Origin of the sequence: Streptomyces sp. NPDC058650 (assembly GCF_042717315.1) — a bacterium.
Taxonomy (GTDB): Bacteria; Actinomycetota; Actinomycetes; order Streptomycetales; family Streptomycetaceae; genus Streptomyces.
In genome coordinates this window covers 83,104-98,379 of sequence record NZ_JBHXRL010000020.1, presented here as the reverse complement: position 1 = coordinate 98,379, position 15,276 = coordinate 83,104, and the positions used below count along the sequence as shown (strand labels likewise).

The 15,276-nt window shown below is 70.1% G+C and carries 14 protein-coding genes; 8 read left to right on the top strand and 6 right to left on the bottom strand.

Annotated elements, in window-relative coordinates:
• Window positions 1–3 precede the first annotated feature (3 nt).
• From ACFWWU_RS29185 to ACFWWU_RS29170, 4 genes are all read right to left on the bottom strand, one after another.
• Window positions 4–822 carry a class I SAM-dependent methyltransferase gene (locus tag ACFWWU_RS29185; protein WP_384149390.1) on the bottom strand — a complete coding sequence of 273 codons (819 nt, stop codon included), beginning with the start codon at window positions 820–822 and terminating at the stop codon, window positions 4–6.
• Window positions 819–2,198 carry a LuxR C-terminal-related transcriptional regulator gene (locus tag ACFWWU_RS29180; protein ID WP_384149388.1) on the bottom strand — a complete coding sequence of 460 codons (1,380 nt, stop codon included), beginning with the start codon at window positions 2,196–2,198 and terminating at the stop codon, window positions 819–821. Before ACFWWU_RS29180 ends, ACFWWU_RS29185 begins: the two co-directional genes overlap by 4 nt.
• 333 nt (window positions 2,199–2,531) lie before the next feature.
• Complete coding sequence (locus ACFWWU_RS29175; protein WP_384149386.1) at window positions 2,532–3,203, bottom strand: SDR family oxidoreductase; 672 nt, start codon at window positions 3,201–3,203, stop codon at window positions 2,532–2,534.
• 232 nt (window positions 3,204–3,435) lie between these two features.
• Window positions 3,436–3,996 carry an ArsR/SmtB family transcription factor gene (locus tag ACFWWU_RS29170; RefSeq protein ID WP_384149384.1) on the bottom strand — a complete coding sequence of 187 codons (561 nt, stop codon included), beginning with the start codon at window positions 3,994–3,996 and terminating at the stop codon, window positions 3,436–3,438.
• An 82-nt stretch (window positions 3,997–4,078) separates the two neighbouring features.
• On the opposite strand from ACFWWU_RS29170, the gene ACFWWU_RS29165 reads away from it, so the two are divergent.
• The 5 genes from ACFWWU_RS29165 (at window position 4,079) to ACFWWU_RS29145 (ending at window position 9,666) form a co-directional block, all read left to right on the top strand.
• Window positions 4,079–5,404, top strand: a complete 1,326-nt coding sequence (locus tag ACFWWU_RS29165) for a M20/M25/M40 family metallo-hydrolase (protein WP_384149382.1) — start codon at window positions 4,079–4,081, stop codon at window positions 5,402–5,404.
• Entirely contained in the window at window positions 5,401–7,176 is a 1,776-nt protein-coding gene (locus ACFWWU_RS29160; protein ID WP_384149380.1) for a S9 family peptidase, read from the top strand. Before ACFWWU_RS29165 ends, ACFWWU_RS29160 begins: the two co-directional genes overlap by 4 nt.
• 174 nt (window positions 7,177–7,350) lie before the next feature.
• Window positions 7,351–8,820, top strand: a complete 1,470-nt coding sequence (locus ACFWWU_RS29155; protein ID WP_384149379.1) for an MFS transporter — start codon at window positions 7,351–7,353, stop codon at window positions 8,818–8,820.
• Between the two features lie 133 nt (window positions 8,821–8,953).
• On the top strand, window positions 8,954–9,547 hold the full coding sequence (locus tag ACFWWU_RS29150; RefSeq protein WP_384149377.1) for an NADPH-dependent FMN reductase: 594 nt from the start codon (window positions 8,954–8,956) through the stop codon (window positions 9,545–9,547).
• Window positions 9,544–9,666, top strand: a complete 123-nt coding sequence (locus tag ACFWWU_RS29145; protein ID WP_384149375.1) for a hypothetical protein — start codon at window positions 9,544–9,546, stop codon at window positions 9,664–9,666. Before ACFWWU_RS29150 ends, ACFWWU_RS29145 begins: the two co-directional genes overlap by 4 nt.
• A gap of 67 nt (window positions 9,667–9,733) precedes the next feature.
• Here ACFWWU_RS29145 and sigJ read toward each other — a convergent pair whose 3' ends face one another.
• Entirely contained in the window at window positions 9,734–10,666 is a 933-nt protein-coding gene (sigJ, locus tag ACFWWU_RS29140; protein WP_384149373.1) for an RNA polymerase sigma factor SigJ, read from the bottom strand.
• 242 nt (window positions 10,667–10,908) lie between these two features.
• On the opposite strand from sigJ, the gene ACFWWU_RS29135 reads away from it, so the two are divergent.
• Both ACFWWU_RS29135 and ACFWWU_RS29130 read left to right on the top strand, forming a co-directional pair.
• Complete coding sequence (locus tag ACFWWU_RS29135) at window positions 10,909–11,382, top strand: carboxymuconolactone decarboxylase family protein (protein ID WP_384149371.1); 474 nt, start codon at window positions 10,909–10,911, stop codon at window positions 11,380–11,382.
• A gap of 53 nt (window positions 11,383–11,435) precedes the next feature.
• Window positions 11,436–11,822, top strand: a complete 387-nt coding sequence (locus ACFWWU_RS29130) for a DoxX family protein (RefSeq protein WP_384149369.1) — start codon at window positions 11,436–11,438, stop codon at window positions 11,820–11,822.
• 515 nt (window positions 11,823–12,337) lie between these two features.
• Here ACFWWU_RS29130 and ACFWWU_RS29125 read toward each other — a convergent pair.
• Window positions 12,338–13,444, bottom strand: coding sequence for a LuxR C-terminal-related transcriptional regulator (locus ACFWWU_RS29125; protein ID WP_384149367.1), 1,107 nt, complete (start codon window positions 13,442–13,444; stop codon window positions 12,338–12,340).
• 193 nt (window positions 13,445–13,637) lie between these two features.
• On the opposite strand from ACFWWU_RS29125, the gene ACFWWU_RS29120 reads away from it, so the two are divergent.
• Window positions 13,638–15,077, top strand: coding sequence for an FAD/NAD(P)-binding protein (locus tag ACFWWU_RS29120; protein ID WP_384149366.1), 1,440 nt, complete (start codon window positions 13,638–13,640; stop codon window positions 15,075–15,077).
• Window positions 15,078–15,276 lie beyond the last annotated feature (199 nt).

The following is a 15,276-nucleotide window of genomic DNA, read 5'->3' as shown; positions in this document are numbered from 1 at the left end:
GGCTCACCGCCGCCTGGCGGTGCAGGAGAACGACAGCGGGATCGGGTCGCCCGGGATCCGCCAGTTGTGGTCTCCGTCGGGCACCATCAGCGGGAGCCGCTGCCGCGCGTCGTAGGGAACCTCGCGGATGCGCTCGATGGTCAGGCCGGCGCCGATGAGCGCGTTCACGACCTCGTCCACGCTCCACCGCCAGCCGTACAGGCTGTGCGTCTCCACCTCCACCTCGTCGGCGATCCGGTCGGCGTAGCTCGTGGACATCTCGTGGTGCACGTCCCGGGACTGGAACAGCGAGCGGGTCACCCGCAGTTCCCCGTCGACGTCGCTGAAGAGCGTGAGCATCGGGTGGATCTCCACCACCGTGAGGGTGCCGCCGGGCTTGACGAACTGCGCCGCCACCTGGGCCCAGCCGTTGATGTCGGGCAGGAACGACAGGGTGCCGTATCCGGTGAAAACCATGTCGAACTCGGCGTCGAGCACCTTCGGCAAGTCGTAGAGGTTCGCCTGGACGAAACTCGCGTCGAGGTCGAGTTGCCCGGCGAGCTCGCGAGCGATGTCGATCGCCTCGTCCGAGATGTCGGTGCCGGTGACCTTCGCGCCCATGCGGGCGAGGGAGAGCGAGTTGACGCCGATGTGACACTGCAGCTCCAGCAGGGACCGGCCGCGGACGTCGCCCAGCTCCTCCTGCTCCAGCTTGCGCAGCATGTTGTGCCCCTGCTTGAACCTTTCCACGTCGTAGTACGAGGACTGCATATGCGCCCGTGCGCGCAGATTGAAGCCTTCTCGGTTGGCCGATATCTTGTCGAGGTCGCTCATGGAGGTCATTGCTGGTTCCCTTCGGCGTGGATGGGCGGTTGTGGACGGTCGCCGACGACCAGCGGGGCCAGATCGCGGCGGCTGGTCACCTCGAGCTTCTGGTAGGCGCGGCCCAGGTAGTTGTCGACGGTGCGGGCGGACAGCCCCAGCCGGTGTCCGATGGCGGGGCTGGTGGATCCGTTGGCGGCCAGCAGCGCGACGTCCCGCTCGCGGCTGGTGAGTTGGACCAGCGGGGCGGTGAGCTGTAACAGCGGGGTCGTCGCGTTCCGACACGCGATGGCGCCGCGGGGCGCGGAGGTGTGCCGTAACGCGGCCGCGGCGGTGGCGGTCTCCGTGGCGAGCAGGTCCATCCCGAGTTCGGTGAACTTCGCCGTGGCGACGTCCAGCGCTCCGGGATCGGAGCGGGCCAGCGCGGCGGCGGCGCCGGCCATGGCCGGCACGACCGGCCCCGGCACCAGGTCGGCGAGCGCGGCGAGGCGGTGCCGTACGGCGTGGGGATTGCCGAGACGGGCCACGTCGTAGCTTGCCGTGGCTTCGACGGCGTACTGCCCCAGGGCCATGGCGATGTCGGCCGCGGACAGTGCCTGTCTGGCGGCGAGAGTGGTGTTCCCGTCGGCGGCCGTGGTCCACGCCTGGCTCAGGGTCGACCACGGGAGGAACAGACGGTTCTCGGGTGCCCGGTCGGCGAGCTGCCGGGTCTGTCGTGTGCCGGCCTGATCGCCGAACACGGCGAGCTCGGCCAGGCGCGGCGCCAGCATGAGGCGCGAGCTGCCGCCGTCGAGCAGGTGCGAAGCGGTCTTCGCGTCGGCGGTGGTGGTGGCCACGTCGGCGACCTGGCCGCGCAGCGCCAACCAGCCGTCGGCCACCGCGGTGTTTCCGGCGGCCACCTCGTCCCGGTAGCCGTTCTCGGCTATCCGGCACGCGTGCCGCACCTGGCCGGCCATCAGCAGAGCGAAGCAGTGCGCGTAGCCGATCTCGGCGAACCAGGGCCGGCCCGGGCCGGGCCGGTCGGCCGGGCTGGCCGCGACGACCACGGTGGTCACCGTCGGCCGGATCGCCCCGTCGGGCACGTGCCGGTCGCACGGCGCTTTCCCGTGTACGGCCGGTGCCGCGCGGGGACAGTCGTCCAGCAGCAGCAAGCTGGCCCAGTGCGCCTCGGCCGCCGGATTGCCGACGTCGTCCGGCCCCCGGTGCGCGGCCCCGGCTCTGCCCGATCCCCAGTAGGGGATGGCCGCCGCGGTCACTGCCCAGTGGGTGCAGTGCGCCGGCGGGGTGTTGCTTGGTGGCTGGTGAGAAGGCGGGTCGGCCACCGCGACGGTGCCTAATCGGTGTTCGGTCGCTTCGTTCGCCAGAGCCGTGCCGACGGCGTCGTTGCCGACGATCACGACGCCGGCTCGAGCCGCCGGTCTTGCCTTGGTAATTGACTGCACAACAAGTACCCCCCCGTGTGCTTGTAAAAGATTCTGTAAAGAAAACCCTTCGTGCTGAGCCCACTGCCCGGATCGGACCGTGCGTGAGTGGAAAACATTATGCTCGTCCGGTTTTCGGGGCGAAGCGAAGTGGCGTCACACTATTCGTGACGGCGTCCCGAGCTGATCTCTCAAGAACTGCATCCGACTCGGGAGCCCGAACCGCTACCGGTATTCGCGGAGCCCTTGCGATGTCGCCGGAAACCCCACCGGTTCCGGGTTGCACGACCGTGGTCCACGGGACGCGTCCTATACGTCGATCGCCTTTTCGACAGGGGTATCTCCACCGGTCACGACGTAGATTCGGCCGGCGGTGTCGGGCCGGTCGATGAGCGCCACGAGCACGGCGGCGACGTCTTCCCTGGCGACTTGGTCGAACCTGGCGTGCCGGGGCCCGACCCTGTTCCCGGCGGTGAGTTCGACGGTGCCGTCGCCGGCGGCGTCGGTGAGCACACCGGGCCGCAGCACCGTCCAGTCGAGCGTGTCCCGGGCGAAGATGTGTTGTTCGGCTGCGTGCTTGGCCCGCAGGTAGACGGCGTACCCGTCACCGATGCCGCGCTCGTCGGCGCAGCCCACGTTGATGGAGCTGACGTGCAGGAACCTTCGTACGCCGGCCTGTTCCGCCGCGTCCATGACGAGCACGACGGCGGCCCGGTCCATCTTGTCCCGGCGGGCGGCGGTGGCGCTGTTGCCCGAGCCGGCCGAGAAGACGACGGCGTCCGCGCCGACCAGGGCCGCGGCCACCTCGTCCACCGTCGCACGCTCGAGGTCGAGCACGACGGCCTCCCCGCCCGCCCTCCTGACGTCGTCGACGTGGCGGGGGTTGCGCACGATGCCCGCGACGGAGTCGCCGCGTTTTGCGAGGCGCCGGGTTAATCGCATGGCGATCTTGCCGTGGCCGCCGGCGATGACAATCTTCATTCGATACCCTTTTCCGGAATTCGTGCTTCGGGTTTCCCCGGATTCGGTGCTGCGGGAGTGTAACTACCCCGCCAAGTCTGCGCCGTGCCGAATGATCAGTGCCAGCGAATTGGCTCGGCCCGGTCATTGACGTGCAAGTTCCGACAAGCAAGTGATGCTATCGACCTGCCGGCCGCCATGGCGGCCTCAGGTACGTCGCTCGAATGATGAATGAGTCAAGCACCGGTCGCACCTATTGGTCAATCGTGGCCGCCCCATTCTCCCCGGAGTCGGAGTCGGAGTCGGAGTCGGAGTCGGGTTGGGGCCGGGCGGCGAGTGACCACAGATAGCTCAGCGGCTCGCCGTCGGGTTCGTCGGGGTACTCGGCGATCAGGTCCTGGATCCGGCGGTGGAGCGACTCCACGGACTCGGGCCGCAACCGCAGGACGCCCCGCTTGGAGCCGCGGCCGGAGTCCTTGCCCGCGGCTATCAGTTCGGTGCGGTGGGCGCCGAGCACGGCCAGGTCGACCTGCTGGGCCAGACCGGAGTCGTCGGGCGGGATGATCAGGCCCCGGGTGCGTGCGGTCGCGCGGTAGGGCCGCTGCAGTGCGCCGTGCTCGCCGGTGTTGACCGGTTCGGCGACCAGGAAGTCCGTCTTCACCAGGGCGCGGACGTGGCGCAGGGTGGTCGCGGGAGCGAGGTCGAGCTCGACCGACAACTCCTTGTTGGTGAACGCGCGATCCAGGCACAGCCGCAGGATGCGCCAGCGGACCGGGTGCCCGAGTGCTTTGAGATCTTCGATCGTCGCTTCCACATCCGGGACTGTACCTTGCCAAGCCGCCGCCGGTTTGCTTGACTGCCATCGATTTCATTCTGTGCAATCGGTTGGAGGGTCTGTGATCGAGCAGCTCCGAGACTGGGTGGATGCCCAGGACCTGGATGGTGAGCTGGCGGACTGGATCTCCCGGCCGAGCGTGAGCCGGACCGGTGAGGGCATGGCCGAGGCCGCGGCCCACGGTCTTCGGCTGTTACGGGCGTCGGGCCTGCGGGCGCGCGAGGTCGAGACCGGCGGCTGGCCCGCGCTGGTGGGGACGGCGGACGGGCCCGGGCCGCACGTGCTGATCTACGGTCACTACGACGTGCAGCCGACCGGACCGCTCGAACTGTGGACGACACCGCCGTTCGTCCCGTCGATCCGTGACGGCCGGATGTACGGGCGCGGCACGGGCGACAACAAGGGACAGCACCTCGCACAACTGCTGGGGCTGCGCGCCCTGCGGGACCTGACGGGCGGATTCCCCTGCCGCGTCACGGTGTTGCTCGACGGCGAGGAGGAGATCGGCAGCCCCAACCTGGCCGCGGCCCTACGCCAGGTCGGTCAGCCCGATCTGGTGATCTGGAGCGACGGGCCCGTGCACGACTCGGGCCGGTCGTGTGTGGTCCTCGGCGTGCGCGGAATCCTGATGTTCGAACTGCGTGCGCGAGGCGCGAGACGGCCGCTGCACTCGGGGAACTGGGGCGGAGTCGCGCCGAATCCGGCGTGGACACTGGTGCAGCTGCTGGCCACCATGCGGTCGGCGGACGGGACCGTGACCGTGCCCGGCTTCGCCGACGGCGTCGCACCGATGACCGATGGCCAGCTCGCCGCGCTGGCGGACCTTCCGGTGGACGTGGCCGGAACGCTCGAAGCGATCGGGGCGGCCGGCATGGAGCCGTCGGCCGGACTGGGATTCCACGAACGCCTGGCCAGTCCCACGCTGACCGTGAACTCGCTGAGCTGCGAGGACTCCGGCGACCACCGCGCGGTGATCCCCGACGTCGCCGTCGCCCGGTGCGAGGCCCGGCTGGTCGGCGGCCAGAGACCGGAGCAGGTCGCCGACGCCATCCGGCGCCACGTCGCGAGGTACGCCCCGGATGTCGAGTTCGTGCCCGGCGCGGCGATGGCACCCTCCACCACACTGCCCGAGTCCCCTTACACGGCAACGATCCTCCAGGCGGTCGAGGACGTGCTCGGGCAACGGCCGCTGCTGGTGCCCACACTCGGCGGAAGCCTGCCGATGGCCGTGCTCAGCGACGGGCTCTCATGCCCCTGTTACGGCGTGCCGTTGGCCAACGTCGACGAGGCCAACCACGCGCCCGACGAGAACTTCGAACTCGACCGGTTCCGCGGTGGGATCGTCACCGCGGCGACGATCCAGCTCGCACTGGCGGCGCACTCATGACCGTCTGGGGCGCCTGGCCCGCGCAGGATGGCTTCGCCTACGTCAGCGACGAGTCCGGCCGGCCGCAGCCGTGGTTCCAGACCTGGGCGGGGGAGCGGCGGATGCTCCCGGTCGACGGCGCGGTCACCCGGCTGGCGTGGCGGCCCGACGGGACACGCCTGCTCGTCGTGACGGACGTGACCGGCGGCCAGGACTACCGGCTGGCCGAACTCGATCCGCTCACCGGCGAAGTGGAGTGGATGGCGGCGGAACCCGGCGTCAGGCGCGAGATAGGCGTGCCGTATTCGAGCGGGAGCCAGCCGTACAGCCCGGACGGCCGCCTGCTCGCGTACGCGACCAGCGCGCGCGACGTCACCACTCTCGACGTCTACGTGCGGGACCTGACGACCGGCGACTCCAGGATGGTCATGGAGGGCGACGACCGGTACGTACCGATATGTTTCTCACCGGACTCCAGGCACCTGCTCGTCCTGAAATTCCATCAGAACACCGACCAGGACCTGTACGCCTGCGATCTCGCGACCGGCCAGACCCGGCACCTCACCCCGCACGAGGGCCCGGCGAAGTACCAGCCGGGCGGGTGGAACGAGGACGGGATCTACCTCTGCACCACCGAGGGCCGCGACCACCTCGGTGTCGCCCTGCTCGTGCCCGGCCGGCCGTTGAAGTGGATCGCCACGCCGGACGCCGACGTGGAGAACGTGATCGTGGGCCCGCAGATCGTCTGGGCCCTGCCCCGCGACCAGCACACCGTGCTGTGCACGTCGCAGAGCGCGGTCGAACTGCCCGGATTCGCCTCCCAGCCGTTCGGCTACGACGGCTTCGTGCCACGGTTCGCCGGAGACCGCCTGCTCGTACAGGTCGGCGCCGGTGACCGGGCGACCGAGTTCTCCTTGGTGGACCTGGCATCCGGTGAGGTGCGCCGGCTCACCGACTTCAGCGAGGGGCTGCCGGACGACCTCGTCGTGCCGGAAACGGTCTGGTTCACCGGAGCGGACGGGCTGGAGATATCCGGGCTGCTCTACCGCCCGCGTTCGACGACCGGTCCCGTCCCCGCGGTGCTGACCATCCACGGCGGTCCCGAGTGGGCCGCGCTGCCGGTCCACGATCCGATGATCCAGCGGCTGGTGCGAGCCGGATTCGCCGTGCTGGCGCCGAACGTGCGCGGGTCGACCGGACGGGGGCTGGCCTACCAGCGGCTGATCTACCGGGACTGGGGAGGCGGCGACCTGGCCGATTTCGACGCCGCCGCACAGTTCCTGCGGAGCCTGGACTGGGTGGACGGCGACCGGCTCGGTGTCCACGGGATGTCCTACGGCGGGTTCGCGGCGCTCAGCTGCCTGACGAGGCTGCCGCACCACTGGCGGGCCGGTGTCGTGATCTGCGGGCCGGCGGACCTCGAAATGGACGTCCGGGCCCTGCCGCCGACATGGAGCCGGCGGGTCGTGGAGTGGATCGGGGACGTCGACGACCCGGCGGATCTGGCGAGGCTGAAGGCGGCGAGTCCGCTGACCCACGCGGCCGACATCCAGGCGCCGCTGCTGCTGGCACACGCGGTAGGCGACACCACCGTCGTCATCAGCGGCACCGAGCAGCTGTACGAGACGCTGACCGACCTGGGCAAGACCGTGCGGTTCATCCGCCTCTCCCGCGGTCATCTCCCGGACGACCGAGACGAACGGGACGCACTCGACGCCGCCGTCGTGCAGTGGTTTCGCGACCACCTCGAGCCGTGCCCGAACGACGCGGAAAAGGCCACCGAACACCCATAGCCAACGTGTCCGAACCTCGGCTGAGGCACGGCACAAGCACCGAACCAGTCACCTGCGGCACCCGCTCGACCGGCAGGGGCACGACCGCCGAGGCGCTGTCGACCGCCACCGGCCCTGCGTACGCCCCGCGTTACCGACCACCACCCGAAAACCCGGAAGGGACAGGCACAGAGAATGCCTTCTGCAGTCGCCGGCGCCGAGGCGCCACCCCGCCGACGCCTCGGCTTGATCCTGGCACTGCTGGCTTTTGCCCAGTGCATCTACGCCATTGACTACAGCATCGTCTTCGTGGCGTTACCCGAGATCAGTACCAGCATCGGCTTCTCCGCACAGACCCTCCAGTGGGTCGTCAGCGCCTACGCCGTCGCCTTCGGCGGCTTCCTGCTGCTCGGCGGCCGTGCGGCAGACCTGTTCGGACGCCGCCGGATGTTCACCTTCGGCCTGTTCCTGTACGCGGCTTCCTCGCTCGCCGGAGGGCTCGCGGACGACCCGACGACCTTGATCATCGCGCGTGCGGTGCAGGGCATCGGCGGCGCTTTCCTCGCCCCCGCAACGCTTTCCCTGGTCACCACGACCTTCGCCGAAGGCCCTGAGCGCAACCGCGCACTGGCGATCTGGGGCGGCGCCGGCGGCAGCGGCATGATCCTCGGTTCGCTGCTCGGCGGCGTGCTGACGGGCTCGTTCGGCTGGGCATCGATCTTCTTCGCCAACGTCCCGCTCGCCGGCGGTGCCATGCTGCTCGCGTTCGCCATCATCCCCAAGGACACCGACCAGGCAGCCTCCGGGCGCAAGTTCGACCTGTCCGGTGCGCTGACCGCGACCGTCGGTTCGACGCTGCTGGTGTTCACCCTCGTCCAGGGACCGGTGTCGGGCTGGACCTCGCCGACGATCCTGATCACCGCGGCCATCGCGATGGCCGTGCTCGCCGCGTTCTTCACCATCGAGGGCCGCGGCCGCGACCCGCTGCTACCGCTCCGCCTGTTCCGCAACCGCAACCTGAGCACCGGCACCGTCGTCACCTTCATCTTCATGGGGACGTTCGGCGCGCTGCCCTACTTCTTCACCGTCTACTTCCAGAGCGTGCACGGCTACTCCGCGACGAAGAGCGGTATCGCCTTCCTCCTGCCGTGCGTAGGGGTGCTCATCGGCAACCTCTCCGGCGGGAAGCTGGCCACCCGCTTCGGAGTGCGTGCCACGCTGATCGGCGCGCTCCTCATGGGTCTCGTCGGTACCGTGCTCTTCGCCTTCTCCGTCTCGCCGACCGGTTCGTACCTGCAACTGGTACCGGGCGTGCTCATCCTCAGTCTCGGCCAGGGCACCGTCTTCACCGCGATGTACGCGGCGGCGACCACCGGGGTCGCGGCAGAGGACCAGGGCATCGCCTCGGGTGTCGCATCGACCGGCCAGCAGGTCGGCGCCGCGGTCGGCCTCGCCCTCCTGGTGGCGGTCGCCAACTCCGGCCACGAAGGACTCACCGGCGAGGCGCTGCGCGTCGCCACCGCCGACGGCGTGCGCTCCGCCATGTGGGCCACCGTGGCCGGCATCGTCGTGCTCGTGCTGGTCGTGCTGAACTTCAGGCGAACCCCGGCGGTCCCGGCCGCCAAGGAGCCCGAGAAGAAGGACGGCGTGACATCCGCCGTCTGACCTCCCGACATGAATAAGTAAAAGGTGATTCCACTTCGTGTTCATTGCGCACGGGTGGAATCACCTCTTTATACGGAGCCGCTTGCCCCGGTGACACCCCCACGTACCCGAAAGAGAAGGAGGCGCAACCCCAGTGCACTCGATCGTGAACGTGGTCGGTGTCGGCGGTTCGAGCCGGCCCGGATCAACCGCCGAGCAGGCCCTGCGGGTAGTACTGGACGCGGCGCAACAACGCGGCGCATCAGTGCAACTGATCAGCGGCCCCGCACTGGCCATGCCGCTGTACGACCCCCGGCACGGCGCCACCGCACCGCAGGCCCGACGGCTCCTGTCCGCCATAGCCGGCGCCGACGGCCTCGTACTCGCCAGCCCCGCCTACCACGGCGGAATCTCCGGCCTGGTGAAGAACGCCCTCGACCACGTCGAGGAACTACGCGAGGACACCCGGCCCTACTTCAGCGAGCGGGCCGTCGGATGCGTCGCGGTCGCCAGCGGCTGGCAGGGCGCCGTCTCCACACTGGCCGCGCTGCGCGACGTGACCCACGCGCTGCGCGGCTGGCCCACACCACTGGGCGCCGCGATCAACACGTCAACGGCACGCTTCTCACCCGCCGGAGACTGCAAGGACCCCCACGTCCAAGGACAACTGGAAGACATAGCGGAGCAGGTCGTCGAGTTCGCCACCATGCGCGCCCTCGCGATGTCCAGGACGGAAAGCGCCCGGTGACCGCTGACCGCCGTCACCACCGGCGCCTCCGGCCCGCTGACGACGCCCTGGACCAGGAGGTCTCCGAGCCGTCCGAACTCGCCGAACTGTGGGGCGAAGCCGCGGACGGCCCGAAATGACGCCAAGACGTCACCCGCCTCCACGACGTCCTCGGGCCCTCCGATCCCGCCACAAGAGGAAGCCGGACTACGCCTCCGACAGCCGTGCCATGTCGGAGACCGGTCCGAGATGGCCGAGCTTGTCGGGGTTGGATACGGAGTGGATCGCCCGAATCACACCGTCGACGATGTCGAGCTCGACCACGTTGACCACACGGCCCTCAGGGTCGTACGTCACGGCGCCCGGGCGGCTGTTGACCCAGGCCGCACGGAGGTCGGCACCCAGGCTCCGGATCCGGCGGAACCCACCGACGAGCAGCTGCCCGACGCGCTGCGGCTCGGCCACCGGATACCTGGTCGCGCGCGCCTTGCCGCCGCCGTCCCCGTAGTACACGACATCGGGCGCGAGCATGCCGAGCAGCGCGTCCAGGTCACCGCCCTCGGCCGCCTCGAAGAACCTGCGGGCGAGTCCCTCGCCCTCGGCCCGCTGCGCGGGAGGCGGCGCGTTGTCCGCGTCCGGCCCGGCCGCGGCGATGCGCTTCTTGGCGCGGGCGAAGATCTGGCGGCAGTTCGCCTCCGACTTCCCGGTGGTCCTCGCCACGTCCGGGTAGTCGTACGCGAAAACCTCGCGCAGCACGAACACCGCCCGTTCCACCGGTGAGAGCACCTCCAGCAATACGAGGAAGGCCATGGACAGCGAGTCGGCCAGCTCGGCGTGCTCGACCGGTCCCGGCCGGTCGTCGGTCACGACGACCGGTTCGGGCAGCCAGTTCCCCACGTAAGTCTCCCGCCGTACCCGTGCCGAGCTCAGGTGGTTGATCCCCAACCGCGTCACGGCCGTGGTCAGGTACGCCTTCGGTGCGGAGATCGCGGTACCCGCCTGGTGCGCCCGGGTCAGGCCGAGGAAGGCGTCCTGGACGAGGTCCTCGGCGTCGCCCACCGACCCGGTCATCCCGTAGGCGATGGAGAACATCAGCGGTCGGTAGCCGGCTACGTCCGTCACATCTGTTGTTCCCGACATGGGACCCCCTCCTTCGACTCGCGGCGGCGATGCCCAGTCCGAGCGCGCCGCCCCGCCTGCTCATTCCAAGATCCACAGGACGCCCAGAGGGTATCCGAGGGGTCTCGGTCGGCCGCCGTCGGACCGTCGCCGGACCGTCGCCGTGCGACGGAGAGACGCACGTCACATCGGCCCCTGTCACAGGCTGCCGGGGTGCCCTGTCTTAGAGGGAGACAGCGAACAACGGGAACAAGGAGTGCACGATGAACGCTCGACTGAACTTCATGACCAGCCCCGTCGCCGCCAAGGCCATGAAGCACATCGTCGCCGCGAGCAGGGCACTCGCGGAGTCGACCGTTCCGGCTTCCACCCGGGAACTGGTGATGCTCCGCGCCAGCCAGATCAACGGCTGCGCCGGATGCATCGACATGCACACCAAGGACGCCGCGCACGCCGGTGAGAGCGCGGTACGACTCAACCTGGTCGTGGCCTGGCGGGAGGCCACGGTGTTCACCGACGCCGAACGCGCCGCCCTGGAGCTGACCGAAGAGGGCACCCGTATCGCCGACGCGGCCGGCGGGGTCTCGGACGCCGTCTGGGCGAACGCGGCCAAGTACTACGACGACGACCAGCTCGCCGACCTGGTCGCCCAGATCGCCATCATCAACGCCTTCAACCGCGGAAACGTCATGATCCAGCAGCCCGCGGGCGACTACCAGCCCGGCCAGCACGGCTGACCAGCCGCCCGCCCCCCGGCTCCCCGAGCCGACACCACGCAAGGACACATCCCATGAACCTCGCCCTGTGGATCGTCACCGGACTGCTCGCCGCCGCCTACCTGCTCGGCGGCGCCTTCAAGGTGATCACACCGAAGGAGAAGATCGCCGCGAGCGGCCCCAGTGCCCGCTGGACCGACGACTTCAGCGCCGGCGGCATCAAAACCATCGGAGCCCTCGAGGTGCTGGCCGCGGCGGGCCTGGTCCTGCCCGCCCTGCTCGGCACAGCGCCGATTCTGGTCCCGCTGGCGGCTCTCGGCCTGGTGCTGATGATGGCCGGCGCGGCGATCACCCGCCTACGGCGTCACGAGACCACATTCATGGTGGTGGACCTGGCCTACCTCGCCCTGGCCGCCTTCGTGGTGTGGGGCCGCTTCGGCCCCGAGTCCTTCACCGCCTGACCGGGGCATGGTCCGGCTACCCCGCTGCGATCAGCCGGTGCGCGCAGCGGGGCCGATCGGAATCGAGGACAGCACGGCGAAACGCAAGTCAGGAAGCCTGCACGGGCGTTCATGCCGAGCGCGCCTGCGCGACTGAACTTGTGTGAGTTACGCACGGGAGGGCCGTGCGGGAGCGGATCCGGCTGCAGGCCGTGAAACGCCTGCGGCGTCGACTCCGTCGACGAACGGCTGAAGGAGCGCACAGAAGTCCGCGACAGAGCCATCTCGCTGACGTCGTTCCGCGCCCAGCTGAAGGCCATCCGCCGATGGGGCCTCCAGCCGCCGGCCGACCTGTCCCGCATCGGACCGGCCGGTCCTGGTGCCAACGGGGAGAGCGACCGGATGGTGCCCAGCGAGAACACACTCGACCTGGCCGGCAGCGCACGCGACTCAACTCGTCACCTGCCGCTCCCCGGTTGCTCACAAGCGATGGCGAGCTCAAGCGGTCAGCGCATCACCGCTGTTCAGGAGGCGTGCTACACGGGCCGGTAGTGCTCGCCGAAGAGTCGTGCGACGAGTTCGCCTCGGCTGGAGACCTCTGCCTTGCCGAAGACGGCCTTGAGATGGTCGCGCACGGTGTGCGGGGAGATGAACAGTGTCGCGGCGATCTCGGTGGTGGGCAGCCCGCGCGTGACGAGCTGGGTGATCTCCAGCTCGCGCGGCGTCAGGCCGTACGCCTCGGCGATGAGGACCGCCCGGTCGGTGGCGGCCGCCGGCTCGATGACGAGTGCCACGGGACCGGGTTTCCCAGCGGGGCCGCTGAGACAGGAGGCGTGGCAGGTCAACCAGCGGCCGTCAACCGTTCGGATGCGCGTCCTCGCGCCGCCTGCCCGGTCGCGGCCCCGGGCGATCGCCCGGGCCTGCAGCGCGGTGGCGACCACCCAGATCGGCAGCCTCAGGCCCAACTGCGAGGGGATGGAGGGACCTTCAGGGAGCTGGAAGAGATGCTGCCGCGCCTCTTCGTTGATCGACGTCGGCTCGCCGGAAGGATCGAAGAGCACCAGTCCGGGCGCGGGTGCGCCGGTTCCGCCGCCGGACGCGGACGGGCGGGCGAACCGGCGCACCCGCGCGGCCAGCGGACCGGACAGACCGGCGAGCAGCCTCGTCTCGGCCGGGCCGAACGGGGCGCCACCGCTCATACGGAACAGACTCACCACGGCCCACGGCCGGTCGCCGACCCGCAGCACGGCCCGCAGCTCGTCGTCCACGCCCTGACTCCCGAGGAGCCGGCGGAAGCGCGCGCTGCGCGCGGGCAGGTCGCCGGTGGCCGCGCGCAGACCGGCCACCGGGACGGCGGCGCGGGCAAGGTCCCGAAACGGCAGGACGTTCTCCTCCAGGAGTTCGCTTTCCCAGTACTCGGCGCAGCCCTCGCCGGAGCCGAGGTTCTCCACCAGCATCGGCGCGGTGATGAGACCGGTTTCCGGGTCGGTGGCCGCCCATACGGCCGAGTCGAACGGAATGACCCGTCGCAGCCTGGCGGACGTCCGGCTGAAGAGTTCGCGTGTGTCGGTGACCCGATCCGCACCCGACAGCACCTCGGCGTGAGCTGACAACGCCTCGGCGTGGCGGCGCGCATCGGACATGGACATCCCTCCCGTGGTCTGGACGCAGGCCAGCCTGCCCGCCCTCCCGTCCTGCGCCAACCCCCCGTTTGAGGGGGTTATTTCCGGCCGGTCACCCCTCGCGGGGGATGGGGCTCGGCACCGCGGACGGCGAGTCTCGATGAGGCCGCGGCTCCTTCCAGCGGCGGCCCGGAACGTGAAGGGAACGAAGAACATGGACATCGCAATCGTCGGAGCGGGTGCTGCCGCGGTCGGTCTGCTGGACAGCCTGGCGGCCACCGCCGACAGCCCCGGGGCCATCACGGTGTTCGAGCCGTCCCCGCACCTTTGGCGAGGCCGCCCGTACGGCCCTGACCTGAACACGGTGCTCGTCAACGCACCACCGGCCATCATGTCGATCCGCCACCCGGACTTCGGCCACTACGCGGCCTGGCTGGGCACACGCGGCCCGGCTCACCTCGACGAACAGCTGGGCCGGCCGCTGGTTCCGCGCGCGCTCTACGGCGAGTACCTGGCACACACCGCGGAGACGGCGTTGGCCACCCTGCGCGAAGCCGGCTGGCGGGTGAGGGTCGTCACCGCCCGCGTCATCGGGGTAGCCCGGTCCGGGAGCAACTGGTCGCTGCGCACCGAGGACGGACGTGGACACGAGGCCGACCACGTGGCCCTGTGCGTGGGCGGGGGGACGCCGCAAGACCCCTACGGTCTCGCCGGCGCCTCCGGCTTCGTGGACGATCCGTACCCGCTGGCACACACACTCGACCAGGTCGCGGCCGGCAGCGACGTCGCCGTCATCGGCAGCGGTCTGACCGCGGTCGACATCGTCGTGTCGCTCGCCGCGCGCGGGCACACCGGGCCGATCACGCTGCTGTCCCGCAGCGGTGTGCTGCCCCACGTCTGGCAGCGCCCGGCCGAGCACCGCCCCCAGCATGTGACCGCCGAGCGGGTCGCGATGCTGCACCGGCAGCACGGTGCCGTCACCCTCGAGGACCTCATCCGGCTCCTGCGAGCCGAACTGGCCGAGACGGGAGAGGACTTCGCAGCCTTCGTGGCCGAACTGCTGGCGACCACAACCGAAGATCCGGTCCGGCGCTTGCGAGCACAACTGGACGCTGTCGACGACTCCAGGATCGGCCGCCGGGTCCTCCAGGAAACAGCGCACAGCGTCGGCCCGTACGCGTGGCGGCTGCTGCCCCAGCCCGACCGTCTGCGGCTGCAGCGCCACTTCCGCACGGCGACGAGCGTGGCCTCACCAATGGTCCCGGTGAACGCCGCCACCATGATGCGGCTGCTGGACTCCGGGCAACTCACCGTCGCCGCGGGCGTCCGCAAGATCGAGGCGACGGACGGAGCGTTCCGGGTACGCCACGACGACGGCGAACGCACTTTCGACGCCGTCATCAACGCCGTGAACCCGCCACCGCGGGCGATCCCCCGGGGGGCCGGACAATTGGTCACGGCCCTGCTGGCCGACGGCTCCGCCGCACTGCACCCGGCCGGTGGGCTGGTTCCGGCTGACCCGCGCCTGCACGTGGTGGGAGACCTCGCCGGGGGCGGTCCGTTCATCACGTCAAGCATCGCGGGCATAGCCGCCCAAGCGGCACGGGCCGCGCAGACGATCGTCGCGGCCGGCGATCGAGGAGCCATGTCTTGACCGATCATGGAACGTGCGGGTCACACGGGCTTCCCGCCGGGGTGCACAGACGGCGCACGATCTCGCGGACCGCCTGACCCTCAAGGACCTGTGGGAGCCAGGGCTGTGGGGGAACGCTCGCTTCTCTTCGCGTAAGGCCGGCCATCACGGCAGTTCAGACGCTGCCGTTTCGGGTGAGTAGTCCGGCCTTGCGGTTGCG

Coding starts and splice junctions, on each gene's coding strand:
- ACFWWU_RS29185 (WP_384149390.1), bottom strand. CDS start 822: ATGACCTCCATGAGCGACCTCGACAAGATATCGGCCAACCGAGAAGGC.
- ACFWWU_RS29175 (WP_384149386.1), bottom strand. CDS start 3,203: ATGAAGATTGTCATCGCCGGCGGCCACGGCAAGATCGCCATGCGATTA.
- ACFWWU_RS29160 (WP_384149380.1), top strand. CDS start 5,401: ATGACCGTCTGGGGCGCCTGGCCCGCGCAGGATGGCTTCGCCTACGTC.
- ACFWWU_RS29155 (WP_384149379.1), top strand. CDS start 7,351: ATGCCTTCTGCAGTCGCCGGCGCCGAGGCGCCACCCCGCCGACGCCTC.
- sigJ (WP_384149373.1), bottom strand. CDS start 10,666: ATGTCGGGAACAACAGATGTGACGGACGTAGCCGGCTACCGACCGCTG.
- ACFWWU_RS29135 (WP_384149371.1), top strand. CDS start 10,909: ATGAACGCTCGACTGAACTTCATGACCAGCCCCGTCGCCGCCAAGGCC.
- ACFWWU_RS29130 (WP_384149369.1), top strand. CDS start 11,436: ATGAACCTCGCCCTGTGGATCGTCACCGGACTGCTCGCCGCCGCCTAC.
- ACFWWU_RS29125 (WP_384149367.1), bottom strand. CDS start 13,444: ATGTCCGATGCGCGCCGCCACGCCGAGGCGTTGTCAGCTCACGCCGAG.
- ACFWWU_RS29120 (WP_384149366.1), top strand. CDS start 13,638: ATGGACATCGCAATCGTCGGAGCGGGTGCTGCCGCGGTCGGTCTGCTG.